The sequence below is a fragment of the Pseudomonas sp. 4CAES_32.4 genome (assembly GCF_058136335.1).
This window is the reverse complement of record NZ_CM176882.1, coordinates 4,660,481-4,686,304: the sequence shown is the minus strand read 5'-3', so window position 1 is coordinate 4,686,304 and position 25,824 is coordinate 4,660,481. Positions and strand designations below refer to the sequence as shown.

The window sequence follows — 25,824 nt, the reverse complement described above, 5'->3', positions numbered from 1 at the left end:
GCGCCAGTTTTCTCCTGAGGCTTTTACATGGCCACCTCAACTTGGCCCGGCGCGATGACCTGCGCCTTGATGACTCGTTGGGAGTTGAGGTTTTTCACCCGGATCTGTTCTTTCAAACCGCCATTGGCCAGGGCTTCGCCGGGCATGCGCACGGCGAGCGTGCCGCTGCGGGCGGTGATGACCACTTGATCGCCTTTGCGCACGACTTCAGCCTGCTCCAGATGCACCAGGGTAATCACCTGATCGGCGACCGTTGGTCGGGTTAATTTTTGCCCGATCGCTTCGTCTACCGAGGTCAGAAAGCCCTGATTGATCGTGCTGACATCGCGTTCACGCAAGGTCACGTCCTGCGGCTCGATAATCCCGGCGCGCTTGAGTGGTCGCGTGGTCGTCACAATCTCGCGAAACAGGCGGACTTGAGCGGGCACGAACACGGTCCATGGCGATGCGCCTTCACAGCGAACCTTGACGGTTACCCGGCCCAAAGGACGTGCCGGACTCTCCAGCGACGCTGTCAATTCCTTGTCGCACATAGGCATGCGCATACGCGGGTCGAGTTGCTTGACCTCGATTTCATAGCGGCCTTCCGTTTGACTGGTGGCCAGATAGTCTTCTACGGTGAACTCAAGAAAGCCCTGAGTGACGCCGATAAGCATGTCAGGCAAGGTAACCGTATCAGCAACGGCAGGGCTGCCAGCGGAAAACAAGCAGACGGCGGACAGCGCGCACAGGCTTTGGCGAGTGCGGGAGGTCAGGTGTCGGAAAAATGTCGTTTGAGCGTTCATACGAGTTAAAAAGCAAGCGCCGTGCCGTTTAGCAATGAATGTGCGTCGCAACAACACTTGGCGTTGGTGTAGGAGTCTGGGCATGGCTGGTGTAATGGATTCGGTAAACCAGCGCACGCAACTGGTGGGGCAGAATCGCCTGGAGCTGTTGTTGTTCCGTCTCGACGGTCAGCAGCTCTACGGAATCAACGTGTTCAAGGTACGGGAAGTGTTGCAGTGCCCGTCACTGACGTTGATGCCCAAGTCCAGTCCTGTCGTGTGCGGGGTGGCAAATATCCGGGGGGCAACCATTCCGATTCTTGATCTGGCAATGGCGACCGGCTCGGGTGCGTTGAAGGACAAGAAAAACCCGTTCGTGATCATCACGGAGTACAACACCAAGACCCAGGGTTTCCTGGTTCGCTCGGTGGAGCGCATCGTCAACATGAACTGGGAAGAGATTCATCCACCGCCCAAGGGCACGGGTCGCGATCATTACCTGACGGCTGTGACTCGGGTGGACAATCAGTTAGTCGAAATCATCGACGTCGAGAAAGTGCTGGCGGAAGTTGCGCCGACACCGGAAGCGATTTCGGTGGGCGTGGTCGATGTCGAGACCCAGACCAAAGCGTTGTCGCTGCGGGTGCTGACGGTCGATGACTCGTCGGTGGCGCGCAAGCAGGTCACGCGTTGTCTGCAGACGGTCGGTGTCGAAGTGGTCGCGCTGAACGACGGCAAGCAGGCGCTGGATTACCTGCGCAAGCTGGTCGATGAAGGCAAGAAGCCGGAAGAAGAGTTCCTGATGATGATCTCCGACATCGAGATGCCGGAGATGGACGGGTACACCCTGACGGCGGAAATCCGCGCTGACCCGCGCATGCAAAAGCTTCATATCATCCTGCATACTTCGTTGTCCGGGGTATTCAATCAGGCGATGGTCAAGAAAGTCGGTGCCGATGACTTCCTGGCCAAATTCCGTCCTGATGACCTGGCATCCCGGGTAGTCGACCGGATCAAAGCAGCAGATATCAGCTAGGGGCGTTTTGTCCCTGGCGGTCAACACGATTTAAGAGGCGGCATCATTGTCTACGGGTAATTTGGATTTCGAACAGTTCCGGGTCTTCCTGGAAAAAGCCTGTGGCATTTTGCTCGGTGAAAACAAGCAGTACCTGGTCTCGAGCCGTCTCAACAAACTGATGGAGCAGCAAGGCATCAAATCCCTGGGTGAGCTGGTCCAGCGCATCCAGACCCAGCCGCGCAGCGGTTTGCGCGAGCAAGTGGTCGATGCCATGACGACCAACGAAACCCTGTGGTTTCGTGACACCTATCCGTTTGAAGTCTTGAAGAACAAGGTGCTGCCCGAAGCGATCAAGGCCAGCCCCAACCAGCGTCTGCGGATCTGGTCGGCGGCGTGCTCGTCGGGTCAGGAACCGTACTCGCTGTCGATGTCGATCGACGAGTTCGAGCGCAGCAACCTCGGCCAGTTGAAGATGGGTGTGCAGATCGTTGCCACTGATCTGTCCGGCCTGATGTTGACCAACTGCAAAACCGGCGAGTACGACAGCCTGGCGATCGGTCGCGGTTTGTCGCCGGAACGTTTGCAGCGTTACTTCGATCCGAAAGGGCCGGGTCGCTGGGTGATCAAGGCGCCGATCAAGAACCGGGTGGAGTTCCGCTCGTTCAACCTGCTCGACAGCTATGCCGCGCTGGGCAAGTTCGACATCGTGTTCTGCCGCAACGTGTTGATCTACTTCTCTGCCGAAGTGAAGAAGGACATCCTGTTGCGCATTCACAGCACGCTGAAGCCGGGTGGTTATCTGTTCCTTGGCGCTTCCGAAGCGTTGAACGGTTTGCCGGACCATTACCAGATGGTGCAGTGCAGCCCGGGGATCATTTACCAGGCGAAATGATTGCACCCGCAATACAAAAACGGCAGGCCCAAAAGGTCTGCCGTTTTTTTGTGCCCGAATGATTTCCCTCATGCACCACAAATCCCTGTAGGAGTGAGCCTGCTCGCGATAGCGGTGTGTCAGGCACCGATGATGTTGAATGTGCTACCGCCATCGCGAGCAGGCTCACTCCTACAGGGGGCCGTGGTGTATGAGAGGGACGGCAAGCGGCAGAAAAGCGGCATTCGGCGGAAACCGGTTGCCGCTTTTCTGGCATTGCCGCTTTGCCGATATTCCGCAAAGCCCCGGTTTATCAGGGTTTTGAGCGTTGGCACGGCGCTTGCTAAAGCTCAGTTACGAAAAACCGGTCACCTGAAGGTTCCCGACATGAGCATCAGCTTCGATAAAGCGCTCGGCATTCACGAAAAGGCTCTGGGCTTCCGCGCCCAGCGTGCAGAAGTGCTGGCCAACAACATCGCCAACGCCGATACCCCGAACTACAAGGCGCGGGATCTGGATTTCTCCAAAGTACTGGAAGCACAGACCCAGAAAAACGCCAACGGCACCATCGCCCTGAACATGACCAACAGCCGTCACATCGAAGCTGAAGGTCTGGGCAACGGCGACGAGTCGCTGATGTATCGCACGCCGATGCAACCTTCGATCGACCAGAACACCGTTGACGCCCAACTGGAACAGTCCAACTACGCGGAAAACGCTGTGGGCTTCCAGGCCAGCTTCACGCTGCTCAACAGCAAATTCAAAGGGCTGGTGTCAGCCCTGCGCGGAGAGTAATCCATGTCCCTGTCCAGCGTTTTCAACATTGCCGGCAGCGGCATGAGCGCTCAAACCACGCGTCTGAACACCGTGGCTTCGAACATAGCCAACGCCGAAACGGTCTCGTCGAGCATCGACCAGACCTACCGCGCCCGTCACCCGGTGTTTGCCACCATGTTCCAGGGCGGCCAGAACACCGGCAGCAACTCGCTGTTCCAGAGCCAGGACGCAGCGGGGCAGGGCGTGCAGGTGCTCGGCGTCGTCGAAGATCAGAGCAACCTCGAGGCGCGTTACGAGCCGAACCATCCGGCAGCCGACGCCAAAGGCTACGTCTACTACCCGAACGTCAACGTGGTGGAAGAAATGGCTGACATGATTTCCGCGAGCCGGTCCTTCCAGACCAACGCCGAAATGATGAACACCGCCAAAACCATGATGCAGAAGGTCCTGACCCTCGGTCAGTAATAAGGGGCGACTGCCATGAGTGTTTCCGATACCACCAGCTCCCTGAGCATGAATGACATCCTGGCCAACTCGTCAAAGACGGCCAGCAGCAGCACCACTGGCGGCATCGCTTCGGCAACCAACAGTGCCACCGGCGGTCAAGCGCTGGGCAAGGACGCGTTCCTGCAACTGCTGGTGACCCAGCTGAAAAACCAGAACCCGCTCGATCCGCAGGACAACAGCGCATTCGTTGCGCAGTTGGCGCAGTTCAGCAGTCTGGAAGGCATCACCACGCTGAACAGCACCGTGAGTTCGCTGGCCGGCAATTACAACTCGTCGCAGGCCTTGCAGGCGTCGTCGCTGGTGGGCCGTAACGTGATTGTGCAGACCAACACCGCGCAACTCGACGATCCGACCAAAGGCCTGACCGGCACGGTTAGTGTCCCGTCGTCCATCGCCGAAGGCACCGTGACCATCACCGACAAGGATGGCAAGGCTGTTCGCACCATCGATCTGGGCAGCCGCGCGGCCGGTGATGCCAGCTTCACTTGGGATGGCAAGGATTCGTCGGGCACCGTGGTTCCCGTCGGCACTTACACCTTCAAGGCCAACGCGCCAATCAACGGCGCCGCGACCGACCTGGTCACTTATCTGCCGGCCACCGTCAATAGCGTGACGATCAGTCAGACCGGTGGCGAGCTGATGCTCAACCTGGCTGGCAAGGGCTCTGTGGCCCTGTCCAAAGTACAAACCATTGGTATATAGAGCCGACTAACCGGCACAAAGGAGTGGAATATGTCTTTCAATATCGGCCTTAGCGGTCTCTATGCAGCCAACAAACAACTGGACGTGACCGGCAACAACATCGCCAACGTCGCGACCACCGGTTTCAAATCGTCCCGTGCAGAATTCGAAGACGTCTACTCGGCCACTCGCCTGGGTAGCGGCAGCAAAGTGATCGGCAACGGCGTGCGCCTGGCCAACGTTTCCCAGCAGTTCACCCAAGGTGACATCAACAACACCGGCAACGTGTTGGACATGGGCATCAACGGTTCGGGCTTCTTCACCATGAGCAACAACGGCTCGGTGACCTACACCCGGGCCGGTACTTTCAAGGTCGACAATGCCGGTTACATCACCAACACCGACTACACCTCGCGTCTGCAAGGTTACGGTGTGGATGCCAACGGCAAGATCATCAACGGCGTCCTGACCGACCTGAAGATCGACACCTCGAACCTGGCGCCGAAGTCCACCTCGCTCGTGACCTCGACCATCAACCTGAACTCGACGGCCACGCCGATCGACGACACCGTGGCCGCCGGCAAATTTGATCCAACCAACACCGCGACCTACACCAAGTCGTTCAGCACCCCGATCTATGACAGCCAGGGCAACCAACACACCATGGATCAGTACATGGTGAAAACCGGTGCCAACACCTGGAAGGTTTACACCCTGGTTGACGGCCGTAACGCCGACGCAACCGGCAGCGATCCGAAAGTCACCGCACCCGTGGCATCGACCCTGTCGTTTGATGCGACCGGCAAACTGACTCAGGTCAGCACCCCGGATCCGCTGGGCGGCCCGGCGATCATCAGCAGCGACCTGACCCTGAAAAACTGGGTTCCGGGTACAGTGACCGATGGCGTCTGGAAAGCTAACGGCGCGGCGGCGAACCCGGCGGGCGTGACCATTTCGATGGGCAAGACCACTCAGTTCAACGCTGATACCGCGCGTTCGATCCCGACTCAGGATGGTTACGCCACTGGCCAGATCACTAACCTGACCATCGATGGCACCGGTACGCTGTTTGCCAACTTCAGCAACAACCAGAGCAAGGCGATTGGTCAGGTTGCGCTGGCGAGCTTCACCAACGAGCAGGGTCTGCAGGCTGTTGGCGGTACTAGCTGGAAAGAGACCTTCGCTTCGGGTATCCCGGGTTACGATGCGCCGGAAACCGGTACGCTGGGTTCGATTGCTTCGAACTCGCTGGAAGAGTCGAACGTTAACCTGACCAATGAGTTGGTTGATCTGATCAAGGGTCAGAGCAACTATCAGGCGAACGCCAAGACTATTTCCACGCAGAGCACGATCATGCAGACCATTATTCAGATGACTTGATTCTGGGTTTTGGTTTTGTCAGGGAGCCCCTCTTTTTGAGGGGCTTTTTTGTTTTTGGGTGGGTGGTACATCCGTTTCTTCGGTTGTTGCTACTGGCGGTTTCGCCCTTACGGCGAGTCCCTTTTTCAAACGCCAAAAAGGAACCAAAAGGCTTTGCCCTGACGTTCGGCCCACTCGCTAATGCTCGGGGTTCCTTCGCTCCGGGATTGATCCGGGCGCAGCGCCTACGGTTTGCTTCGCTGCACCTCCTCTCGCTGTGTTTGGCTGCGCCAAACGGTCGCTGCGCTCCCACCCCCGGATCAATCCCTCCACTCAGCCTGCCGACGGGCTCTGAGATCAAAAGCGGTACTCGAGCTAACGCTCATTGTGTTGAGTGGGGCGGCTTTGCCGCATGGGGTGTTTGCAACACGGAATTTTGGGAGCCAGCTTGCTCGCGAAAGCGGCTTACGAGCCAAACAATCTCTAGCTGAATGCACCCAATCCAACTGTGGGAGCCAGCCCTGCTGGCGATGGTGGCCTCCCAGCCAATCAATCCCTAACTGAATGCACCCAATTCAATTGTAGGAGCCAGCCCTGCTGGCGATGGCGGCTCCCAGCCAATTAATCTCTAGCTGAATGCTCCCAATCCAACTGTAGGAGCCAGCCCTGCTGGCGACGACAGCCCCCCCAGCCAACCAATCCCTAACTGACTGCACCCAATCCAACTGTGGGAGCCAGCCCTGCTGGCGATGACAGCCTCCCAGCCAATCAATCCCTAACTGAATGCACTCAATCCAATTGTAGGAGCCAGCCCTGCTGGCGATGAAGGCCTCCCAGCCACCAATCCCTAACTGACTGCACCCAATCCAACTGTGGGAGCCAGCCCTGCTGGCGATGACGGCCTCCCAGCCAATCAATCCCTAACTGAATGCACTCAATCCAATTGTAGGAGCCAGCCCTGCTGGCGATGACGGCCTCCCAGCCAATCAATCTCTAGCTGAATGCACCCAATCCAACTGTGGGAGCCAGCCCTGCTGGCGATGGCGGCCTCCCAGCCAACCGGCATCTATCTGGCTCAACACGGAAGCAAAAAAAAGCCCCCGACAAACCAGTGGTCTGTCAGGGGCTTTTTCGTTCAGGTGTCTTTCGACACCTGACTCAGCTCAGCTTATTGGCAAGCTTCGCAATCCGGCTCGTCGATCGCGCAGGCCTTTGGCACTGGCGCTGGACCGGCAGGTGCTGCCAGTACCGAATCTTCACCGTGGTTGCCGCCGCTGGATACAGCGTTCAGCTTGCCGGTGTTGATGGTCGACTTCTCGGTGCTGGTCGCGGCCAGGGCACGGAGGTAGTAGGTGGTTTTCAGGCCACGGTACCAGGCCATGCGGTAGGTCACGTCGAGTTTCTTGCCCGATGCGCCAGCGATGTACAGGTTCAGCGATTGGGCCTGGTCGATCCACTTCTGACGACGGCTGGCCGCGTCAACGATCCACTTGGTGTCCACTTCGAAGGCAGTCGCGTAGAGCTCTTTGAGTTCTTGCGGGATGCGCTCGATCTGCTGAACCGAACCGTCGTAGTACTTCAGGTCGTTGATCATGACCGAGTCCCACAGACCGCGAGCTTTCAGGTCGCGAACCAGGTACGGGTTGATCACGGTGAATTCGCCCGACAGGTTCGATTTCACATACAGGTTCTGGTAGGTCGGTTCGATCGACTGCGATACGCCGGTGATGTTGGCGATGGTCGCGGTCGGTGCGATGGCCATGATGTTGGAGTTACGAATGCCTTTCTGTACACGGGCGCGAACCGGTGCCCAGTCCAGGGATTCCTTCAGGTCAACGTCGATGTACTTCTGGCCACGTTGCTCGATCAGGATCTGTTGCGAATCCAGCGGCAGGATGCCTTTGGACCACAGCGAACCCTGGAACGTCTCGTACGCGCCGCGCTCGTCTGCCAGGTCGCAGGACGCCTGGATCGCGTAGTAGCTGACCGCTTCCATCGACTTGTCGGCGAACTCGACGGCAGCGTCGGAACCGTAAGGGATGTGCTGCAGGTACAGCGCGTCCTGGAAGCCCATGATGCCCAGACCGACCGGACGGTGCTTGAAGTTGGAGTTCTTCGCTTGTGGCACCGAGTAGTAGTTGATGTCGATAACGTTATCGAGCATGCGCACGGCGGTGTTCACGGTGCGTTCCAGCTTGGCGGTGTCCAGCTTGCCGTTGACAATGTGGTTCGGCAGGTTGATCGAGCCCAGGTTGCAAACGGCGATCTCGTCCTTGTTGGTGTTCAAGGTGATCTCGGTGCACAGGTTCGAGCTGTGAACCACGCCTACGTGCTGCTGCGGGCTGCGCAGGTTGCACGGGTCTTTGAAGGTCAGCCATGGGTGGCCGGTTTCAAACAGCATGGACAGCATTTTGCGCCACAGGTCTTTAGCCTGGATGGTCTTGAACAGTTTGACCTTGCCTGGGTATTCGGTCAGGGCTTCGTAGTACTCGTAGCGCTCTTCGAAGGCTTTACCGGTCAGGTCGTGCAGGTCCGGCACTTCGGATGGCGAGAACAGGGTCCATTTGCCGTCATCGAAGACGCGCTTCATGAACAGGTCAGGGATCCAGTTGGCGGTGTTCATGTCGTGGGTACGACGACGATCATCACCGGTGTTCTTGCGCAGCTCGATGAACTCTTCGATGTCCATGTGCCAGGTTTCCAGGTAGGCACACACAGCGCCTTTGCGCTTGCCACCCTGGTTAACGGCTACAGCGGTGTCGTTCACCACTTTGAGGAACGGAACCACGCCTTGCGACTTGCCGTTGGTGCCCTTGATGTACGAACCCAGCGCACGAACCGGAGTCCAGTCGTTGCCCAGGCCGCCAGCGAATTTCGACAACATGGCGTTGTCGTGGATCGCGTGGTAGATGCCCGACAGGTCATCCGGCACGGTGGTCAGGTAGCAGCTCGACAGTTGTGGACGCAGAGTACCGGCGTTGAACAGGGTCGGAGTCGACGACATGTAGTCGAAGGACGACAGCAGGTTGTAGAACTCGATCGCACGGTCTTCTTTCTGCTTCTCTTCGATCGCCAGGCCCATGGCCACGCGCATGAAGAAGATCTGCGGCAGTTCGAAACGAATTCCATCCTTGTGGATGAAGTAACGGTCGTACAGGGTCTGCAGGCCCAAGTAGGTGAATTGCTGGTCGCGCTCGTGGTTGATCGCCTTGCCCAGTTTTTCCAGGTCGAAGGAGGCCAGCACAGGGTTCAGCAGTTCGAACTCGATACCTTTGGCGATGTAAGCCGGCAGCGCCTTGGCGTACAGGTCGACCATTTCGTGGTGAGTAGCGCTTTCGGCCACACCGAGGAAGCCCAGGCCTTCGGCACGCAGGGTGTCCATCAGCAGGCGGGCGGTGACGAACGAGTAGTTCGGCTCACGCTCAACCAGGGTACGGGCGGTCATCACCAGCGCGGTGTTGACGTCGGTCAGGGCCACGCCGTCGTACAGGTTTTTCAGGGTTTCGCGCTGAATCAGGTCGCCGTCGACTTCTTCCAGACCTTCGCAGGCCTCGGTGACGATGGTGTTCAGACGGCCCATGTCCAGCGGCGCCAGGCTGCCGTCAGCGCGGGTGATGCGGATCGACGGGTGCGCGTTGACTGCTTCTTCGGCCGGGGCGTGGGCAGCGCGTTCTTTCGAACGACCGTCACGGTAGATCACGTAGTCGCGCGCGACTTTCTGCTCGCCGGCACGCATCAGGGCCAGTTCAACCTGGTCCTGGATTTCTTCGATGTGGATGGTGCCGCCCGAAGGCATGCGACGCTTGAAGGTCGCGGTGACCTGTTCGGTCAGGCGGGCAACAGTGTCGTGGATTCGCGACGAGGCGGCAGCGGTGCCGCCTTCAACTGCGAGGAACGCTTTGGTGATAGCGACGGTGATCTTGTCATCGGTGTAAGGAACGACAGTGCCATTACGCTTGATCACGCGCAGTTGACCAGGCGCGGTAGCAGCCAGATCCGAATTCGAATCGGCGGCCTGCGGCAAGGTGCCCTGCGGGTTCTCGCGAGTTGTGTCGGTTTGCATGGGGGGTGGTCTCCACATTCTCTATGTTTGTTTGGCACCGTCATGGTGCTCACCGTTCTGTACCGAAGCACTGCAACCGACAAGCGTCGGCGTAACAACTTCGGAACAGTAGGAAAAAGGCTTGTAGCGCCGCATCCTTGCCGAAGTTTTTGGCCGCGAGCCAAGGCTCGAGCCGGATTCCTTCCAGGGTGACAGTAATGACTGCAACACCCGTACCGTTCCGGTCGTTTCCGACTTAAAAAACGGTGCCATCCGCAAGTGCGGTTTGGGCTTTAGAAAACTTGCTTGGTTCAACCCGAAACCGGCAATAAATTGCTTGAGTTTCAGGTCTGAAATGTGGTTGGGCGTTTGAGTCGAAAACCCTATATGTAGGGTTTTTTTTGCGCCGTGCTACAAGATAATGCGTTTCGAGGGGTGTTGCAACGTACTACCTGTGGATAAACCTGTGCGTAAATTGTGTGTGAAACGAGGAACATGCGTGTAGGCCGCGAACCTGCTGAGTCAGACCGTTTGTCATCGCTTTTTCACCGGGAAAAAACGCTTCAGCGGATTTTTAAGGGCGCGAACCCTACCACAAAAAACCGCCTTGTCCGAACGCATTTACCGACTTGTGTTCTGGCTGTACGCCGTTTATACAATCGGCCCGAGCTACACATTCTTATCCTCCTTGAACATGACAAAAAGACGGGAAGATCTGAACAGTGGGGGGGCGATCCTGCTCGCGAAGACGTCATTAATAACAATAGAAAGCAGAGGTCACCGGTGGAGCAACAAGCCTGGCAGGTATTGATCGTCGAGGATGACCAGCGACTGGCCGAACTCACGCGCGATTACCTGCAAGCCAATGGACTGCGCGTGGAAATCGAAGGCAACGGTGCGCTGGCGGCGGCGCGGATCATCAACGAGCAACCGGATCTGGTGATCCTCGATCTGATGCTGCCCGGTGAAGATGGCTTGAGCATCTGCCGCAAGGTGCGCAATCAGTACGACGGGCCGATCCTGATGTTGACGGCGCGCACCGATGACGCCGATCAGATTCAGGGCCTCGATCTTGGCGCTGACGATTACGTGTGCAAACCGGTGCGCCCGCGCCTGTTGCTCGCACGGATTCAGGCGTTGCTACGGCGCAGTGACAGCGCTGAACCGGTCACGGAAAAATCCCGTCGCCTGCAATTCGGCCCGTTGGTCGTCGACAACGCGTTGCGCGAAGCCTGGCTGAGTGACAACGGCATCGAGCTGACCAGCGCCGAATTCGACCTGCTCTGGTTATTGGTCTCTAACGCCGGGCGCATTTTGTCCCGCGAAGAAATCTTTACCGCCCTGCGCGGCATCGGCTACGACGGCCAGGACCGCTCGATCGATGTGCGCATCTCGCGAATCCGCCCGAAAATCGGCGACGACCCGGATCATCCACGCCTGATCAAAACCGTGCGCAGCAAAGGCTATCTGTTTGTCCCCGAAGCCTGCGTCGACCTGCCGCTGTGAACTCGATCTTCCTGCGCATCTACGGCGGCATGTGCGCTGCGATCATTCTGGTGGCGGTGCTCGGCGTGCTGGCGCTGAACCTGCTCAATCAGGTGCGCAGCGAGCAGTATCGCGAGCGCTTGGCCCACGGCACGTTTTCGCTGATGGCCAGCAACCTGCAGCCGATGAACGAAACCGAACGCCATCGCGCGCTGCTGGTGTGGGAACGCTTGCTCGGGATTCCGCTGGCGCTGAAGAAATTTGCCGAAACCGATCTTGATCTGTCCCAGCGCACCCGTGTGCAGCGCGGTCAGGCGTTGGTCGAACAGACCGGGCCGCACGCGGCGAAGGTTTACCGGATGGTCAGCGACAAGGAACAGCTAGTGCTGGTGGGAGAAGTGCAGCAGATCAGCGAGCAACTGGCGCGCGCGACCATTTATCTGTTGGCCGATGAACTGGTGCGCGTGCCCGTCGGCGAGCAGCCGAAACGTCTGGCGCAGATAAAGGAAGAGAAGGGCTTCGGTTTTGACCTGCGGCTGGTCACGGTCCACGATGCCGACATGGACGAAGACCAGAGTCGCCGCGTGGCCGAAGGCGATACGGTGATGGCGCTGGGCAAGGGCGGTGATTCGATCCGCGTGTTTGCCGGCATGGTCGGCACGCCGTGGGTGCTGGAGATCGGCCCGCTGTACCAGATGAATCCGTATCCGCCGGAGTGGCTGGTGTTGATCGCCGCGCTCGGGCTGAGCCTGATTGGTCTGATCGTGTACCTGCTGGTGCGCCAGCTCGAACGGCGTTTGCGCGGCCTCGAAGCGGCAGCCACGCGCATCGCCAAGGGCAGCCTGGAAACCCGCGTGCCGGCGCGCGGTGCCGACTCGGTCGGGCGCCTCGCCTCGGCGTTCAACGGCATGGCCGAGCACTTGCAGCAATTGCTGGCGATTCAGCGTGAACTGGTGCGCGCGGTGTCCCATGAGCTGCGTACGCCGGTGGCGCGCCTGCGTTTCGGCCTGGAAATGATCGGCTCGGCGACCACCCCGCAAGCGCTGGAAAAGTACCGTGAAGGCATGGATCACGACATCGAGGATCTCGATAAGCTGGTCGATGAAATGCTCACCTATGCGCGACTGGAGCAAGGCTCACCGGCGCTGACGTTCCAGCGCATTGACCTGGATGCGTTGGTCGATCAGGTCATCGAAGAGCTGGCGCCGTTGCGTGCCGAGGTCACGGTGCAGCGTGGTTTGTGTCTGTCGGCGGCGGACAACGACGATGCCTGGGTCGAAGCCGAGCCGCGTTACTTGCACCGCGCCCTACAGAATCTGGTGAGCAACGCCATGCGCCATGCCCGTTCGAAGGTGACGGTGAGTTATCAGGTCGGGCAATTGCGCTGTCGGGTCGACGTCGAGGACGACGGGCCCGGCGTGCCGGAAGTGGCGTGGGAGCGAATCTTTACGCCGTTTCTGCGGCTGGACGACAGCCGTACGCGCGCGTCGGGCGGGCATGGTCTGGGCTTGTCGATCGTGCGGCGGATCATTCACTGGCATGACGGCCGGGCGATCATTGGCAAGAGCAAAAGTCTGGGTGGGGCGTGTTTCAGTCTGAGTTGGCCGAGGAATCAGGAGCGCCGCTGAGTTTTGTGGTGGCTCGGCAGGCCTCATCGCGAGCAGGCTCACTCCTACAGGTTTCAGGGGTGTACCTTGAATTTGTGCTCACCACGGAAACTGTGGGAGCTGGCTTGCCAGCGATGAGGCCCTGACAGCCAATGAAAATCCTCAGGCTTGAATGCTGACCAGACTCAACAACTGCCCATCCCGCACACCGAACTGCGCATCAAGTTCGGTGCCGTTACGCCACTCGTCTGACAAATCCGTCAACAATCGCAAGCGCACCTGACCCGCCTCCGTCCACTCCAGCACCTCTGCATGCTCAAAGTAAAAGCGCTGCTGCACAATCGGGTACAGCGCTTTGAACAAGCTCTCCTTCACCGAAAACGTCAGCGTCACCCACAACGCCAACTGCTCTGGCGAAGCCGCCGCCATGCGCTGCATTTCTGACGGTGTGAGGATTTCCCCGGCCAGTCGCTCGGCGCGCTCGGTACTGAGCAGGTTTTCCAGATCCATGCCCAAGCCCCGCCAGTGTTGCTTGTTGGCGACAATCGCGGCGGCGTGACCGGTGCTGTGAGTGATCGAGCCGCAGATGTGCGCCGGCCAGATCGGCGCGCGGTCTTCACCGATCGCCGGAACCACGCTGGAGCCTTCCAGTTGCTGCAACGCCGCCCGGGCGCAGATCCGCCCGGCGAGAAACTCGGCCTGACGTTTGGCTACTGAGCGCTGAATGCTTGGCGGCGCCTCGATGGCGCTGCGCAGGAAGTCGTCGCCCAGCAATCGCGCCGGGTCGAAGTGGGTGCTGAGCAGCACGGTGTCGGGCAATACCGTTGGCAACGGCCAGTGGCTGTCGAGCGCGGTGCAGCAGGCGGGGAGGGCGGGGGTGAGATTCATGGCGGGCATTTTGCCGTCTGGCGCCGAAGCTGAATAGCCCACACCAGCCTGATCGTTCCTACGCTCTGCGTGGGAATGCCTCATCGGACGCTCTGCGTTCGGCTCTTGGGACGCGGAGCGTCCCGGGCTGCATTCCCACGCAGAGCGTGGGAACGATCAGCGTGGGAACGATCAGGTGCGGATGGGTTAGCTGAAAACTTTCTGGAAAAACGCTTTCATGTCCGCCCAGGATTTTTCATCCGCCGCTTTGTTGTACCCAATGTCCGGGCCACCGTGGTCGCCATGGCTCAGGCGATCGGCATCGGGGTTGGTGAAGCCATGCTTGGCGCCATCCAGACTGACAAACTTATAGTCTGCCCCGGCCTTGTCCATTTCCGACTTGAACGCGGTGACGTTGTCCGGGGTGACCATGCTGTCCAGCGCACCGTGCTCGACCAGAATCTTCGCCTTCACACTGCCAGGCGTTGCCGGGGTCTTGGTCGCCAGCGCACCGTGGAAACTCACCACGCCCGCCAGCGGCTCGCTTTGCCGCGCCGCGTTCAGCACTACGCCACCGCCGAAGCAGTAACCGATGGCGGCGATTTTATTGACGTCGGTCTGCGGCTGCTTCTTGAGCAAATTCAACCCCGCCTCAAAACGTTTGCTTGAGGCCGCCGCGTCCGCCGTCGCGGCCTGCATGAACGCCATCGCATCTTTCGGGTGCTCGGTGTTCTTGCCTTCGCCGTACATATCGATTGCCAGCGCGCTGTAGCCGAGCGCGGCGAGATCGCGGGCGCGGCGCTTGGCGTAATCGTTCAGGCCCCACCATTCGTGCACCACGACCACGCCGGGGCGCGCGCCTTTTATCGCGTCGTCGTAGGCGTAGTAACCGATCAGCTTCGTGCCGTCGGCGCTCTGGTAGGGAATCTCTTCAGTCTTGATCGCAGCCTGGGTGAGGCTGCTGACCGCCAGCAAAGTGAGGGCGAGGAACAGGCGCATGGTCGGGGTCTCCTTATCGAAAGTGGTCAAAACAGCCTAGTCGATTTGGTTCAGGTCAGGTTCAGAGACGGTTCAGGGGCGGTACAGGGGCCGGTCAGTAACCTTGCGCCATACCCAAACAGCACTGTGAAAGAGGAAACACCATGACTCGTTTTAACAAACTGCTGCTGGCATTTACCTTGTTAGGCTCCAGCATCGCGGCCAACGCCGACGACACAACCAACTTCGCCGGCCTGTCTTTCGGCCAGACCAGCGACAAGATCGACAAGTCCCGCGCACTGAATGACAACCTCGGCCACCCGAATGCCACTGGCGCGATCGACGGCAACAACACTTACGGCGTCCGCCTCGGTCAGCAAAACAGCCAGGGTCGCTACTACGCCACCTACGACAACGTGTCGGGCTCGCACAATGGCATTAAACTGCGTCAGGAAAATCTGCTGGGCAGCTACGATCTGTTCTATCCGGTGGGCGGCAGTACCAAGTTGTTCGGTGGTGCGACAGCCGGTCTGACCAAACTGACCCAGGATTCGCCAGGCTACAGCCGCGACAGTGACATCGGTTATGCCGTCGGCGGTCAGTTGGGTGTGTTGCAACAAGTCACCCAGAACACTTCGGTCGAACTCGGTTACCGTTACCTGATGAGCAACGCCAGCACCGAAATGAAAGAGAGCGGTGGCAGCAAGCAAGGTTCGCTGGATCTGAACAGCAGCGCGCAGACGTACCTGTCGGCTAACTACAATTTCTGATGCGGTTAGCCTGAGTACCCTGTGGGAGCTAGCCCTGCTAGCGATGGCGTCCTGACAGTCGACAGCATGGTCGACTGTCAATTCGCAATTGCCAGCAGGCTAGCTCCCACAGTGGGTTGTCTGGAGATTTTGAATTGCCCGGGAGAGAGCTATGAAACTGTTGGTCGTCGAAGATGAGGCGCTGTTGCGTCATCACCTGCAAACCCGTCTCACGGAGAGCGGTCACGTGGTCGAGTCCGTGGCCAATGCCGAGGAGGCGCTGTACCAGACCGGGCAGTTCAACTTTGATCTGGCGGTCATCGACCTCGGTCTGCCGGGCATGGGCGGTCTCGACCTGATTCGCCAGTTGCGCTCGGGCGGCAAGACTTTCCCGATCCTGATCCTCACCGCGCGCGGCAACTGGCAAGACAAAGTCGAAGGCCTCGCTGCCGGCGCCGACGACTACGTGGTCAAGCCGTTCCAGTTCGAAGAACTCGACGCGCGCCTGAATGCCTTGCTGCGCCGCTCCAGCGGTTTCACCCAGTCGACCATCGTTGCCGGCCCGTTGCTGCTCGACCTCAATCGCAAACAGGCGACCCTCGACGAACAGCCGCTGGCGCTGACCGCTTACGAATACCGCATCCTCGAATACCTCATGCGCCACCATCAGCAGGTGGTGCCCAAGGATCGTTTGATGGAGCAACTCTACCCGGACGACGACGAGCGCGATCCGAATGTCATCGAAGTGCTGGTCGGCCGTTTGCGTCGCAAGCTCGAAGGCCCGGCCGGGTTCAAGCCGATCGACACCGTGCGGGGCCTCGGCTACCTGTTCAATGAGCGCTGCACTTGATTCGTTCTCTTCGCGTTCGCTTGATGCTCGCCGCCACCACGTTGGCGGTGTTGTTCATGCTCGCCTTGCTGCCGGCGATGCAGGGCGCGTTCAGCCTTGCATTGCAGGATTCTATCGAGCAGCGCCTCGCCTCTGACGTGACCACGCTGATCTCGGCGGCGCGCATTGAAAACGGCCGACTGGTGATGCCCAACCAGTTGCCCGATGAGCGCTTCAACCTCACCGATTTCCGTTTGCTCGGTTACATCTACGACCGCGAAGGGCATCTGGTCTGGCGCTCGAAAGCCACGCAAGAAGAGCAGATCAATTACAAGCCGCGCTACGACGGTCTCGGCAACGAGTTCGCGCGAATCCGCGAGGCCAACGGTCAGGAATTCTTCGTTTACGACGTTGAAGTCAAACTGCTCGGCGGCAAAAGTGCAGCCTTCAGCATCGTCGCCCTGCAACCGGTGCGCGAGTACGAAACCACCCTCGAAGGCCTGCGCGAGAATCTCTACCTCGGTTTCGGCGCAGCCTTGCTGGTGCTGCTGGCGTTGTTGTGGATCGGCCTGACGTGGGGCCTCAAAGCCCTGCGGCAACTCAGTCAGGAACTCGATGAAATCGAAGGCGGCACCCGCGAGAGCCTGACCGAACAACACCCGCGTGAACTGCTGCGCCTGACCGGCTCGCTCAACCGTTTGCTGCACAGCGAGCGTCAGCAGCGCAGCCGTTACCGCGACTCCCTCGACGATCTGGCGCACAGCCTGAAAACCCCGTTGGCGGTGTTGCAAGGGGTCAGCGAAGACATGGCCCAGCGCCCGGAAGATCGCGACCAGGCTTGGGTGTTGCAAAGCCAGATCGAGCGCATGAGCCAGCAGATCAGCTATCAACTGCAACGGGCCAGCCTGCGCAAAAGTGGTCTGGTGCGCCATCAGGTGCGCCTGCAACCGGTGTTGAAAAGTCTCTGCGACACGCTGGACAAGGTTTATCGCGATAAACACGTGCGCGTGGCGTTTGATCTGCCTGAGCATTGTTATGTGCCGATCGAACAGGGTGCGCTGCTGGAGATGATGGGCAACCTGCTGGAAAACGCCTATCGCCTGTGCCTGGGTGAAGTGCGCATCAGCGTGCGCGAAACCTTGGCCGGGGTGGAGCTGTGTGTTGAAGACGACGGCCCGGGCGTACCGCAGGATCAGCGTGCGCGGATTCTCGAGCGCGGTGAACGCCTGGATGCCCAGCATCCGGGGCAAGGTATTGGGCTGGCAGTAGTCAAGGACATCATCGAAAGCTACAACGCCAAACTGGCGCTGGGGGATTCGCCGATGGGCGGGGCGGCGTTCAGGATTCATTTTCCTGCGGTTTAGGTGTCGGCCTTTCTGGCCCTATCGCTGGCAAGCCAGCTCCCACAGTGTCCGAGTCGTACATAAAGTTCATGTACACCCTCAAAACCTGTGGGAGCTGGCTTGCCAGCGATGGCGTCAAAGAGAGCACCGCAAGCTTCAAAAATGCCTCACTGCTCCTGCGCCCGATAAGCCCCCGGTGTCAGCCCCGTCCACTTCTTGAACGCCCGGTGAAACGCCGACGGCTCGGAAAACCCCAACTGCTCGGCAATCTGCTGCAGCGACAGATCCGCCCGGCCCAGATGATAGATGGCGATATCCCGCCGCAGCTGATCCTTCAATTCCTGAAAACTGGTGCCTTCCTCACGCAAATGCCGGCGAAGGGTCTGCGGACTGATGTGCAGGTGCGCCGCCACCGCCTCCAGATCCGGCCAGTTCGCACTGTCGCGGCTGAGCAAACGGCGCAGGCGACTGCTGAGGCTGTCGCCATCGTCCGGCCGTGAGAGCAGGTCGGCGGGGGAGCGTTCGAGGAAGTGCTTGAGCGTGCGTTCGTCCTGCAACAGCGGCATCGGCAGGTAGCGGCTGTGGAACAGCAGGCTGCTTTGCTCGGCGCCGAAGGTCAGGGGGCAGGGGAACAGCAAGTCATACTCAGCGCCGTGTTCCGGGCGTGGGTAGCTGAATGTGGCTTGTTCTAGGCGAATCCTTTGGCCGATCAACCAACTGCCGAGGCGATGCCAGATCACCAGCAGGCTTTCCGTCAAAAAGTGATCCGGGTCCCATAACCGCGAATCATCGAGGCTCAAACGCACCCATTCGTCTTCGCGTGTCAGGGTCAGACGCGGGGCGCCGGGGAATAGGCTATAAAACAATAAACCGCGTTGCAGAGCCTTCTCCAGATTGCGGCAGTGGATCGACGCATGGCACATCATCGCGAAGCTGCCGGGTTTGCTCGGTGCTTGGCCGAAACCCAGGTATTCGTCGTCGAGCGCCAGCCACAGGCTCTGGATCAGTTGGGTGAATTGTTCGGGGGCGATGCGCGCGCGCGGCTCGTCAAGCAATTCCGGGCTGATGCCCAATTGCAGCAACAGGCCCGAATAGTCGAAACCCAGACGGCGCGCGCCACCGAGGGCCGCGCGGGCGAAATGACTGGCAATGGTGCGTTCGCGCATAAGCGGCAGATCCTTCCTCAAGCGCCGGATGGTAGCCGGGGGGGATACGGGCAACAAGGCGGATTTCCGCCAAATTGTAGGACGAGAAGTGGCGAGTTGGCGGAAATCCGCCACACTCAAGTAACCAGTCGGTGACAGTAAAAAACCTGCAGGCCTTGATATCAAAAGGCTTGCAGCCAAATGCACCAAAGTGGCACGGCGTTTGCGATAAGAGCGACAGAAGCGTGCGTTTCTCCCGACCGGAAAGCGCCGCTCCAACAACAAATCCCTCCAGTGCAGGAGGGTTCGCAATTCAGGTTTCGCGGTCAACAGATGGATGTTGCCACGCGAGGCTCTTGAGGAAATCTGCAATGACGACTCGTCAGCCACTGTACAAATCCCTGTATTTCCAGGTGATCATCGCGATCATCATCGGTATCGCGCTCGGTCATTACTACCCGCAGTTCGGCGTGGCGGTAAAGCCACTGGGTGACGGGTTCATCAAGCTGATCAAAATGATCATCGCCCCAATCATCTTCTGCACCGTGGTCAGCGGCATCGCCGGCATGCAGAACATGAAGTCGGTCGGCAAGACCGGCGGTTACGCACTTCTTTACTTCGAAATCGTTTCGACCATCGCGCTGCTGGTCGGCCTGGTCGTGGTCAACGTTGTCCAGCCGGGCAACGGCATGCACATCGACGTCGCCACCCTTGATGCTTCGAAAGTTGCTTCCTATGTTGCCGCTGGCGCTGACCAAAGTGTTGTCGGCTTCCTGCTCAACGTGATCCCGACCACCATCGTCGGCGCGTTCGCCACCGGTGACATCCTGCAAGTGCTGATGTTCTCGGTGATCTTCGGTTTCGCCCTGCATCGCCTGGGTGCCTACGGCAAGCCGATCCTCGACTTCATCGATCGATTCGCTCACGTGATGTTCAACATCATCAACATGATCATGAAGCTCGCGCCAATCGGTGCCTTCGGTGCCATGGCCTTCACCATCGGTGCCTACGGTGTCGGCTCGCTGGTGCAGTTGGGTCAACTGATGATCTGCTTCTACATCACTTGCCTGGCGTTCATCCTCATCGTGCTCGGCGGTATCGCCCGCATGCACGGCTTCAGCGTGCTGAAGATGATCCGTTACATCCGTGAAGAGCTGCTGATCGTACTCGGCACCTCGTCGTCGGAATCGGTACTGCCACGCATGCTGATCAAAATGGAGCGTCTGGGCGCGAAGAAATCGGTAGTGGGTCTGGTGATCCCGACCGGTTACTCGTTCAACCTCGACGGTACTGCGATCTACCTGACCATGGCTGCGGTGTTCATTGCTCAGGCAACTGACACGCACATGGACATTACTCACCAGATCACTCTGCTGGTGGTGTTGCTGCTGTCTTCCAAAGGCGCAGCCGGTGTGACCGGTTCGGGCTTCATCGTGCTGGCAGCGACCCTGTCGGCGGTAGGTCACCTGCCGGTGGCCGGTCTGGCGCTGATCCTCGGTATCGACCGCTTCATGTCCGAAGCCCGCGCACTGACCAACCTCGTTGGTAACGCTGTTGCGACCATCGTGGTTGCCAAGTGGGTGAAAGAGCTGGACACCGACGTACTGGACGCCGAACTGGCTTCTGGCGGTCGCGGCATCATTGATACCCGTCCTGAAGACGACCTGGGTGTCGCTGAAGGCGCAACCCCGAGCAACGTGAAGTAAGCGCTGCTTGCATTGAAGAAACCCGCTTAGGCGGGTTTTTTCATGCCTGCGATTTGAGCGTAACGGTCACACCCGCTGACATATCCGGTGATTGCCGCATCGGCAATGCCTGCCTAGGCTGAGTGCATCGCCCAAGGAGTTCGCCCATGTCTGCACCGCTGGCCTCACTGAAGATCCTCGATTTCTCGACCTTGTTGCCGGGGCCGTTCGCCTCGCTGTTGCTGGCGGACATGGGCGCCGAAGTGCTGCGCATCGAATCACCGACGCGCCTGGATCTGCTGCGGGTATTGCCGCCCCATGATGGCGGCGTATCAGCCAGCCACGCCTACCTCAATCGCAACAAACGCAGCATGGCGCTGGACTTGAAACAGCCCGAGGCGCTGGAGGTGGTCAAGCAGTTGCTGGGCGATTACGACATCGTCCTGGAGCAATTTCGCCCCGGTGTGATGGAGCGCTTGGGGTTGGGTTACGAGGCGTTGAAAGCCATCAACCCGAGGTTGATCTACGTGTCGATCACCGGTTATGGCCAGACCGGGCCGTACAAGGAGCGCGCCGGGCATGACATCAATTATCTGGCGCTGGCGGGGCTGGCCAGTTACACCGGCCGTGCGGAGAGCGGGCCGTTGCCGCTGGGCATGCAGGTGGCGGATGTTGCCGGTGGCTCGCTGCACGGCGTGATCGGCCTGCTGGCAGCGGTGATTGCCCGACAGCAGACCGGGCAGGGCACGCATCTGGACGTGAGCATGACCGACTGCGCGTTCAGCTTGAATGCCATGGCTGGCGCTGGGTATCTGGCCTGTGGCGCAGAGCCGGGGTGGGAAGATCAGATGCTCAATGGCGGCAGTTTTTACGACTACTACCGCTCGCGGGATGGGCGCTGGATGTCAGTGGGCAGTTTGGAGCCGGCGTTTATGCAGCAGTTGTGTGCTGCGCTGGGGCGGCCGGAGTTGGCGGCGCTGGGTTTATCGCCCAAGCCTGAACAGCAGCGACAGTTGAAATACGCGCTGACGGTCGAGTTTGAAAAGCATGACTTTGCTGAACTGTGCGAGTTGTTTGCCGGGATCGATGCGTGTGTCGAGCCGGTGTTGAATTTGGCAGAAGCGGTGCGTCATCCGCAGTTGCAGGCGCGTGAACTGGTGACGCAGGTGCCGCGTGCGGATGGTTCGACCCAAGCGCAGATGGCGTGTCCGTTGAAGTTTTCTCAAGCGCTGCCGGCACCGCGGCATGTGGGCGCGGGGTTGGGGCAGCATACGGATGAGGTGTTGGCGGAGTTGGGGCTTAGTACTGAGCGGATTGCTGAGTTGCGTGCTGCCAAAGTCATTCTCTAGTGCCTGTTCTGGCCTCATCGCTGGCAAGCCAGCTCCCACAGTTTTCGAGCTGCTCACTGAACCTTTGGGAGCTGGCTTGCCAGCGATGGGGCCAGTCAGGTCAACACAGAACTGCCTATTCGATGCGCATCTCACCACTGAACACCAAGGTACTGCGGCAGCGCCGACACAAATACCGCCGCCCCTGCCTTACCAGAGAATGGCGCTGCGCCGAGAACGGAAAATCACTGTCCACGCACGGGCATTTGTAGATATAGCGGGTCACGCTGCGACGTTTGATTGCATAGGTGTGACAGCGATCCGGCGGCAGTTCGTAAACGCCGCGCATGATCAATTGCCATTCCTCGCCATGGGGCTGGATTCGGTCGCCAAACAACTGATGGGCGATCAGGTGCGCGACTTCATGGGCCACGGTCTGTTTGAGGAAGTGTTCGGCGTTCTCCCGGTACAGTTGCGGGTTGAAGCGCAGCAGGTTCTCGTGCAAATGCGCGACACCGGCTTTTTGCCCGCGCAGCTTGAGGCTCACGACCGGGCGTGGGAAAGAACGTTTGAAAAAGGATTCAGCGAGTTGGTAACAATCTTCGACGCGGGTATTGAGTTGCTCGGGCATGCTTGATGGATCTCCAGAGGCGTCGAGTATGCCGCAACGCCGCAGACTTGCGAATCGTCGTTTGCCGAATGGTCATCCGGCAAACGACAAGGCCGCCTTGCGGCGGCCTGTATTGAGCCAAACAAGTCAGTTGGTATAGACGGGTCCCACACCCAGCCCCCAGACGATCACGGTGAACGCCATGATGGCGACCAGCACCACCAGACCCACCGCCAGCACCGAACTCGAGAACAGAAAACCTTCATCCGACGGGATATTCATGAACGTCGGCAGCCCCACGTACAACAGATAAACCGTGTAGCAGATGGCCGCTGTCCCCACGATCATCCCCAGCCACATATGCGGATACAGCGCCGCGAGTCCGCCGACAAACAAAGGCGTCGCGGTGTAGGTGGCGAAAGCAACGCAACGGGCCAGACTCGGGTTGGCGTCATAAGTGCGGGCCATCCAGTGCACGAACGCACCCATCACCGCGACCCCGCCGAGCATCGCCAGGTACGACATGACGGTCATCCAGATCGCGCTTTCAACAGTCAGCATCACTGGCGCGCGGTTGCCGATCACCCAGCCAACCTGCGTGGTGCCGATAAACGCCGAGACGGCGGGGATCGCCGCCAGAATCAGCGTGTGGGTGAGGTACATGTGGCTGATGCTTTCCTCTTGGTCGCCACGGATTTCCTTCCATTCCTGATCGGGGTGGGTGAAAAGTCCCACTACGTGATGGATCATGCCAGTCACTCCTCTTGTTATTGCCATCGCCCCCCAACGGAGCGCCTACGGGCCAAGGTGGCCGAGCAAATACAGGTCTTCAGATGTGTGCGACCTTATGTCGCAGTATAGAAAGGACTTAACCGCACAGGTATTAGGGGCTTAGAGCAAATCGCGCTGTAAACACGGCGGGTAATCGCCTCGGGGTCTGTCAACGTGCCATCGGCTGGCGACGACAACCTGTGCCCACAACCCCGGGGTTTTTGCGTAAAATGCCGGCCTTTCGTCACACCTCACGGATCTCGCGTCATGGGCACTCTCACGGTCAACCAGAACAAACTGCAAAAGCGCCTGCGCCGCCTGGCCGGCGAAGCGGTCGCCGATTTCAACATGATTGAAGACGGCGACAAGGTCATGGTCTGCCTGTCCGGCGGCAAGGACAGCTACACCATGCTCGACGTGCTGCTGCACCTGCAGAAGGTCGCCCCGATCAAGTTCGAGATCGTTGCCGTGAACATGGACCAGAAGCAGCCGGGCTTCCCCGAGCATGTGCTGCCGGCCTATCTGAAAGAGCTGGGCGTCGAGTACCACATCGTCGAAAAAGATACCTACTCGGTGGTCAAGGAACTGATTCCGGAAGGCAAGACCACCTGTTCGCTGTGCTCGCGCCTGCGTCGCGGCACGCTGTACACCTTTGCTGACGAAATCGGCGCAACCAAAATGGCCCTCGGTCATCACCGCGACGACATCGTCGAGACGTTCTTCCTCAACATGTTTTTCAATGGTTCGCTGAAAGCCATGCCGCCGAAACTGCGCGCCGATGACGGCCGCAACGTGGTGATCCGCCCGTTGGCGTACTGCAACGAGAAAGACATCCAGGCCTATTCGGACTTCAAGGCCTTTCCGATCATCCCGTGCAACCTCTGCGGTTCGCAGGAAAACCTGCAGCGTCAGGTGGTCAAGGAAATGCTCGTTGATTGGGAACGCAAGACCCCGGGCCGTACCGAATCGATTTTCCGCAGCCTGCAGAATGTCATTCCGTCGCAACTGGCCGACCGCAACCTGTTCGACTTCACCAGCCTCAAGATTGACGAGACCGCGGCTTCGCGCTTCGTTAACGTCGTCAACCTGTAAACCCATTCCCTGTGGGAGCCAGCCCTGCTAGCGAAAGCGAACTGTCAGCCGACGTTCTTGTCGACTGACACACCGCAATCGCCAGCAGGGCTGGCTCCCACAAGATTTTGTGGTCACAGGTGATTTTTCATTTCAAACCTCAGGAGAGGGCATGCGCGATTACAAGTGGCTGCACGAATACTGTCTGAACCGCTTCGGTTCGGCGGCTGAACTGGAAGCCCATCTGCCCGTTCCCAAGACTCCCGCGCAATTGCGCAAGATCAGCGACGACCGTTACCTCTCGACCATGGCCCTGCGCGTGTTCCGCGCCGGCCTCAAGCACAGTCTGGTCGACGCCAAGTGGCCGGCCTTCGAAGAAGTGTTCTTCAAGTTCGACCCGGAAAAAGTTGTGCTGATGAGCGCCGAGCACCTTGAGCGCCTGATGCAGGATGCGCGGATCATCCGGCACCTGGGCAAGCTGAAAAGCGTGCCGCGCAATGCGCAGTTCATTCTCGATGTGGAACAGGAGCAGGGCAGTTTCGGCGCACTGATCGCCGACTGGCTGGTGACCGATATTGTCGGTCTGTGGACGTACTTGAAGAAGCACGGCCACCAACTCGGCGGGCTCTCGGCGCCACGCTTTTTGCGCATGGTCGGCAAGGACACGTTTGTGCCGAGCTACGACGTGGTCGCGGCGCTGAATGCGCAGAAGATCGTCGACAAGGTGCCGACCAGCCAGCGTGATCTGAAGATTGTGCAGGACGTGTTCAACCAGTGGCATGAACAGAGTGGCGGAAGGCCGATGAGCCAGATTTCGATGATGCTCGCGTACACCGTCAATCATTGAGACTGAGTTGCCCCAATCGCTAGCAGGGCTAGCTCCCACAAGGATTTTGTGAACGACACAGAACCAATGTGGGAGCCAGCCCTGCTGGCGATGGCGGTCGGTCAGAATCCCACAGGGATTTTGTGAACGACACAGAACCAATGTGGGAGCCAGCCCTGCTGGCGATGGCGGTCGGTCAGAATCCCACAGGGATTTTGTGAACGACACAGAACCAATGTGGGAGCCAGCCCTGCTGGCGATGGCAGTCTGTCAGGCTCCCATAGGGATTTTGTGAACGACACAGAACCAATGTGGGAGCCAGCCCTGCTGGCGATGGCAGTCTGTCAGGCTCCCACAGGGGTTTTGTGAACGACACAGAACCAATGGGGGAGCCAGCCCTGCTGGCGATGGCGGTCTGTCAGGCTCCCACAGGGGTTTTGTGAACGACACAGAACCAATGTGGGAGCCAGCCCTGCTGGCGATGGCAGTCTGTCAGGCTCCCACAGGGGTT

The 25,824-nt window shown here is 59.2% G+C and carries 22 protein-coding genes; 15 read left to right on the top strand and 7 right to left on the bottom strand.

Annotated features, from left to right (window positions below; all coding sequences use genetic code 11):
- Positions 1 to 23: 23 nt before the first annotated feature.
- Positions 24 to 785 (bottom strand): flagellar basal body P-ring formation chaperone FlgA, encoded by a 762-nt coding sequence (gene flgA, locus AC3Y64_RS21025; protein WP_489985128.1) that lies wholly within the window; start codon positions 783 to 785, stop codon positions 24 to 26.
- 82 nt (positions 786 to 867) lie between these two features.
- Here flgA and AC3Y64_RS21020 point away from each other — a divergent pair, with 82 nt between their 5' ends.
- The 6 genes from AC3Y64_RS21020 to flgE all read left to right on the top strand — a co-directional run bounded on the left by AC3Y64_RS21020 (position 868) and on the right by flgE (position 5,998).
- A complete protein-coding gene (locus AC3Y64_RS21020; RefSeq protein WP_158954473.1) occupies positions 868 to 1,800 on the top strand; it encodes a chemotaxis protein CheV in 933 nt (310 codons plus the stop codon).
- Positions 1,801 to 1,846: 46 nt separating this feature from the next.
- The gene (gene cheR, locus AC3Y64_RS21015) at positions 1,847 to 2,674 is read left to right on the top strand and encodes a protein-glutamate O-methyltransferase CheR (RefSeq protein WP_007917583.1); all 828 of its coding nucleotides are present in this window, start codon (positions 1,847 to 1,849) and stop codon (positions 2,672 to 2,674) included.
- A 366-nt stretch (positions 2,675 to 3,040) separates the two neighbouring features.
- Entirely contained in the window at positions 3,041 to 3,448 is a 408-nt protein-coding gene (gene flgB, locus AC3Y64_RS21010) for a flagellar basal body rod protein FlgB (RefSeq protein ID WP_007917581.1), read from the top strand.
- A 3-nt stretch (positions 3,449 to 3,451) separates the two neighbouring features.
- Positions 3,452 to 3,895, top strand: coding sequence for a flagellar basal body rod protein FlgC (gene flgC / locus AC3Y64_RS21005; RefSeq protein WP_007963049.1), 444 nt, complete (start codon positions 3,452 to 3,454; stop codon positions 3,893 to 3,895).
- Between the two features lie 15 nt (positions 3,896 to 3,910).
- Positions 3,911 to 4,639, top strand: a complete 729-nt coding sequence (gene flgD / locus AC3Y64_RS21000; protein WP_158954469.1) for a flagellar hook assembly protein FlgD — start codon at positions 3,911 to 3,913, stop codon at positions 4,637 to 4,639.
- A gap of 30 nt (positions 4,640 to 4,669) precedes the next feature.
- The gene (gene flgE, locus AC3Y64_RS20995; RefSeq protein ID WP_489985127.1) at positions 4,670 to 5,998 is read left to right on the top strand and encodes a flagellar hook protein FlgE; all 1,329 of its coding nucleotides are present in this window, start codon (positions 4,670 to 4,672) and stop codon (positions 5,996 to 5,998) included.
- Between the two features lie 1,147 nt (positions 5,999 to 7,145).
- Here the strand turns inward: flgE and AC3Y64_RS20990 are convergent.
- Complete coding sequence (locus AC3Y64_RS20990; protein ID WP_489985126.1) at positions 7,146 to 10,040, bottom strand: ribonucleoside-diphosphate reductase subunit alpha; 2,895 nt, start codon at positions 10,038 to 10,040, stop codon at positions 7,146 to 7,148.
- Positions 10,041 to 10,802: 762 nt separating this feature from the next.
- On the opposite strand from AC3Y64_RS20990, the gene AC3Y64_RS20985 reads away from it, so the two are divergent.
- Together AC3Y64_RS20985 and AC3Y64_RS20980 are read left to right on the top strand one after the other, a co-directional pair.
- A complete protein-coding gene (locus tag AC3Y64_RS20985) occupies positions 10,803 to 11,525 on the top strand; it encodes a response regulator (protein WP_489985125.1) in 723 nt (240 codons plus the stop codon).
- The gene (locus AC3Y64_RS20980) at positions 11,522 to 13,132 is read left to right on the top strand and encodes an ATP-binding protein (protein ID WP_489985124.1); all 1,611 of its coding nucleotides are present in this window, start codon (positions 11,522 to 11,524) and stop codon (positions 13,130 to 13,132) included. Before AC3Y64_RS20985 ends, AC3Y64_RS20980 begins: the two co-directional genes overlap by 4 nt.
- 141 nt (positions 13,133 to 13,273) lie before the next feature.
- On the opposite strand, the gene AC3Y64_RS20975 is transcribed toward AC3Y64_RS20980, so the two are convergent.
- Positions 13,274 to 13,999, bottom strand: a complete 726-nt coding sequence (locus AC3Y64_RS20975) for a 4'-phosphopantetheinyl transferase family protein (RefSeq protein WP_489985123.1) — start codon at positions 13,997 to 13,999, stop codon at positions 13,274 to 13,276.
- A 186-nt stretch (positions 14,000 to 14,185) separates the two neighbouring features.
- Complete coding sequence (locus tag AC3Y64_RS20970) at positions 14,186 to 14,977, bottom strand: dienelactone hydrolase family protein (RefSeq protein WP_489985122.1); 792 nt, start codon at positions 14,975 to 14,977, stop codon at positions 14,186 to 14,188.
- 143 nt (positions 14,978 to 15,120) lie between these two features.
- Here AC3Y64_RS20970 and AC3Y64_RS20965 point away from each other — a divergent pair, with 143 nt between their 5' ends.
- The 3 genes from AC3Y64_RS20965 to AC3Y64_RS20955 all read left to right on the top strand — a co-directional run bounded on the left by AC3Y64_RS20965 (position 15,121) and on the right by AC3Y64_RS20955 (position 17,898).
- Positions 15,121 to 15,726, top strand: coding sequence for a hypothetical protein (locus tag AC3Y64_RS20965; protein WP_489985121.1), 606 nt, complete (start codon positions 15,121 to 15,123; stop codon positions 15,724 to 15,726).
- A gap of 151 nt (positions 15,727 to 15,877) precedes the next feature.
- Positions 15,878 to 16,555: a response regulator transcription factor gene (locus AC3Y64_RS20960; RefSeq protein ID WP_008079190.1), complete on the top strand. Its 678-nt coding sequence runs from the start codon at positions 15,878 to 15,880 to the stop codon at positions 16,553 to 16,555.
- Positions 16,552 to 17,898 (top strand): ATP-binding protein, encoded by a 1,347-nt coding sequence (locus tag AC3Y64_RS20955; RefSeq protein ID WP_158954455.1) that lies wholly within the window; start codon positions 16,552 to 16,554, stop codon positions 17,896 to 17,898. Before AC3Y64_RS20960 ends, AC3Y64_RS20955 begins: the two co-directional genes overlap by 4 nt.
- Positions 17,899 to 18,044: 146 nt before the next feature.
- Here the strand turns inward: AC3Y64_RS20955 and AC3Y64_RS20950 are convergent, their stop codons facing one another.
- Positions 18,045 to 19,043, bottom strand: a complete 999-nt coding sequence (locus AC3Y64_RS20950; protein WP_489985120.1) for an AraC family transcriptional regulator — start codon at positions 19,041 to 19,043, stop codon at positions 18,045 to 18,047.
- A gap of 350 nt (positions 19,044 to 19,393) precedes the next feature.
- Between AC3Y64_RS20950 and AC3Y64_RS20945 the strand changes: the two genes are divergently transcribed.
- Together AC3Y64_RS20945 and AC3Y64_RS20940 are read left to right on the top strand one after the other, a co-directional pair.
- Positions 19,394 to 20,728 (top strand): dicarboxylate/amino acid:cation symporter, encoded by a 1,335-nt coding sequence (locus AC3Y64_RS20945; RefSeq protein ID WP_158954451.1) that lies wholly within the window; start codon positions 19,394 to 19,396, stop codon positions 20,726 to 20,728.
- A 146-nt stretch (positions 20,729 to 20,874) separates the two neighbouring features.
- Positions 20,875 to 22,056, top strand: coding sequence for a CaiB/BaiF CoA transferase family protein (locus tag AC3Y64_RS20940; RefSeq protein ID WP_489985119.1), 1,182 nt, complete (start codon positions 20,875 to 20,877; stop codon positions 22,054 to 22,056).
- A gap of 115 nt (positions 22,057 to 22,171) precedes the next feature.
- On the opposite strand, the gene AC3Y64_RS20935 is transcribed toward AC3Y64_RS20940, so the two are convergent.
- A complete protein-coding gene (locus tag AC3Y64_RS20935; RefSeq protein ID WP_489985118.1) occupies positions 22,172 to 22,666 on the bottom strand; it encodes a SprT family zinc-dependent metalloprotease in 495 nt (164 codons plus the stop codon).
- A gap of 126 nt (positions 22,667 to 22,792) precedes the next feature.
- On the bottom strand, positions 22,793 to 23,395 hold the full coding sequence (locus tag AC3Y64_RS20930) for a Yip1 family protein (protein WP_007917515.1): 603 nt from the start codon (positions 23,393 to 23,395) through the stop codon (positions 22,793 to 22,795).
- A gap of 288 nt (positions 23,396 to 23,683) precedes the next feature.
- On the opposite strand from AC3Y64_RS20930, the gene ttcA reads away from it, so the two are divergent.
- Positions 23,684 to 24,508 carry a tRNA 2-thiocytidine(32) synthetase TtcA gene (gene ttcA / locus AC3Y64_RS20925; RefSeq protein WP_016987438.1) on the top strand — a complete coding sequence of 275 codons (825 nt, stop codon included), beginning with the start codon at positions 23,684 to 23,686 and terminating at the stop codon, positions 24,506 to 24,508.
- A gap of 151 nt (positions 24,509 to 24,659) precedes the next feature.
- Positions 24,660 to 25,334, top strand: a complete 675-nt coding sequence (locus AC3Y64_RS20920; RefSeq protein WP_489985117.1) for a DNA-3-methyladenine glycosylase I — start codon at positions 24,660 to 24,662, stop codon at positions 25,332 to 25,334.
- Positions 25,335 to 25,824: the final 490 nt, after the last annotated feature.

Coding starts and splice junctions, on each gene's coding strand:
- flgA (WP_489985128.1), bottom strand. CDS start 785: ATGAACGCTCAAACGACATTTTTCCGACACCTGACCTCCCGCACTCGC.
- AC3Y64_RS21020 (WP_158954473.1), top strand. CDS start 868: ATGGCTGGTGTAATGGATTCGGTAAACCAGCGCACGCAACTGGTGGGG.
- flgB (WP_007917581.1), top strand. CDS start 3,041: ATGAGCATCAGCTTCGATAAAGCGCTCGGCATTCACGAAAAGGCTCTG.
- flgC (WP_007963049.1), top strand. CDS start 3,452: ATGTCCCTGTCCAGCGTTTTCAACATTGCCGGCAGCGGCATGAGCGCT.
- flgD (WP_158954469.1), top strand. CDS start 3,911: ATGAGTGTTTCCGATACCACCAGCTCCCTGAGCATGAATGACATCCTG.
- flgE (WP_489985127.1), top strand. CDS start 4,670: ATGTCTTTCAATATCGGCCTTAGCGGTCTCTATGCAGCCAACAAACAA.
- AC3Y64_RS20990 (WP_489985126.1), bottom strand. CDS start 10,040: ATGCAAACCGACACAACTCGCGAGAACCCGCAGGGCACCTTGCCGCAG.
- AC3Y64_RS20975 (WP_489985123.1), bottom strand. CDS start 13,999: ATGAATCTCACCCCCGCCCTCCCCGCCTGCTGCACCGCGCTCGACAGC.
- AC3Y64_RS20970 (WP_489985122.1), bottom strand. CDS start 14,977: ATGCGCCTGTTCCTCGCCCTCACTTTGCTGGCGGTCAGCAGCCTCACC.
- AC3Y64_RS20965 (WP_489985121.1), top strand. CDS start 15,121: ATGACTCGTTTTAACAAACTGCTGCTGGCATTTACCTTGTTAGGCTCC.
- AC3Y64_RS20960 (WP_008079190.1), top strand. CDS start 15,878: ATGAAACTGTTGGTCGTCGAAGATGAGGCGCTGTTGCGTCATCACCTG.
- AC3Y64_RS20950 (WP_489985120.1), bottom strand. CDS start 19,043: ATGCGCGAACGCACCATTGCCAGTCATTTCGCCCGCGCGGCCCTCGGT.
- AC3Y64_RS20945 (WP_158954451.1), top strand. CDS start 19,394: ATGACGACTCGTCAGCCACTGTACAAATCCCTGTATTTCCAGGTGATC.
- AC3Y64_RS20940 (WP_489985119.1), top strand. CDS start 20,875: ATGTCTGCACCGCTGGCCTCACTGAAGATCCTCGATTTCTCGACCTTG.
- AC3Y64_RS20935 (WP_489985118.1), bottom strand. CDS start 22,666: ATGCCCGAGCAACTCAATACCCGCGTCGAAGATTGTTACCAACTCGCT.
- AC3Y64_RS20930 (WP_007917515.1), bottom strand. CDS start 23,395: ATGATCCATCACGTAGTGGGACTTTTCACCCACCCCGATCAGGAATGG.
- ttcA (WP_016987438.1), top strand. CDS start 23,684: ATGGGCACTCTCACGGTCAACCAGAACAAACTGCAAAAGCGCCTGCGC.
- AC3Y64_RS20920 (WP_489985117.1), top strand. CDS start 24,660: ATGCGCGATTACAAGTGGCTGCACGAATACTGTCTGAACCGCTTCGGT.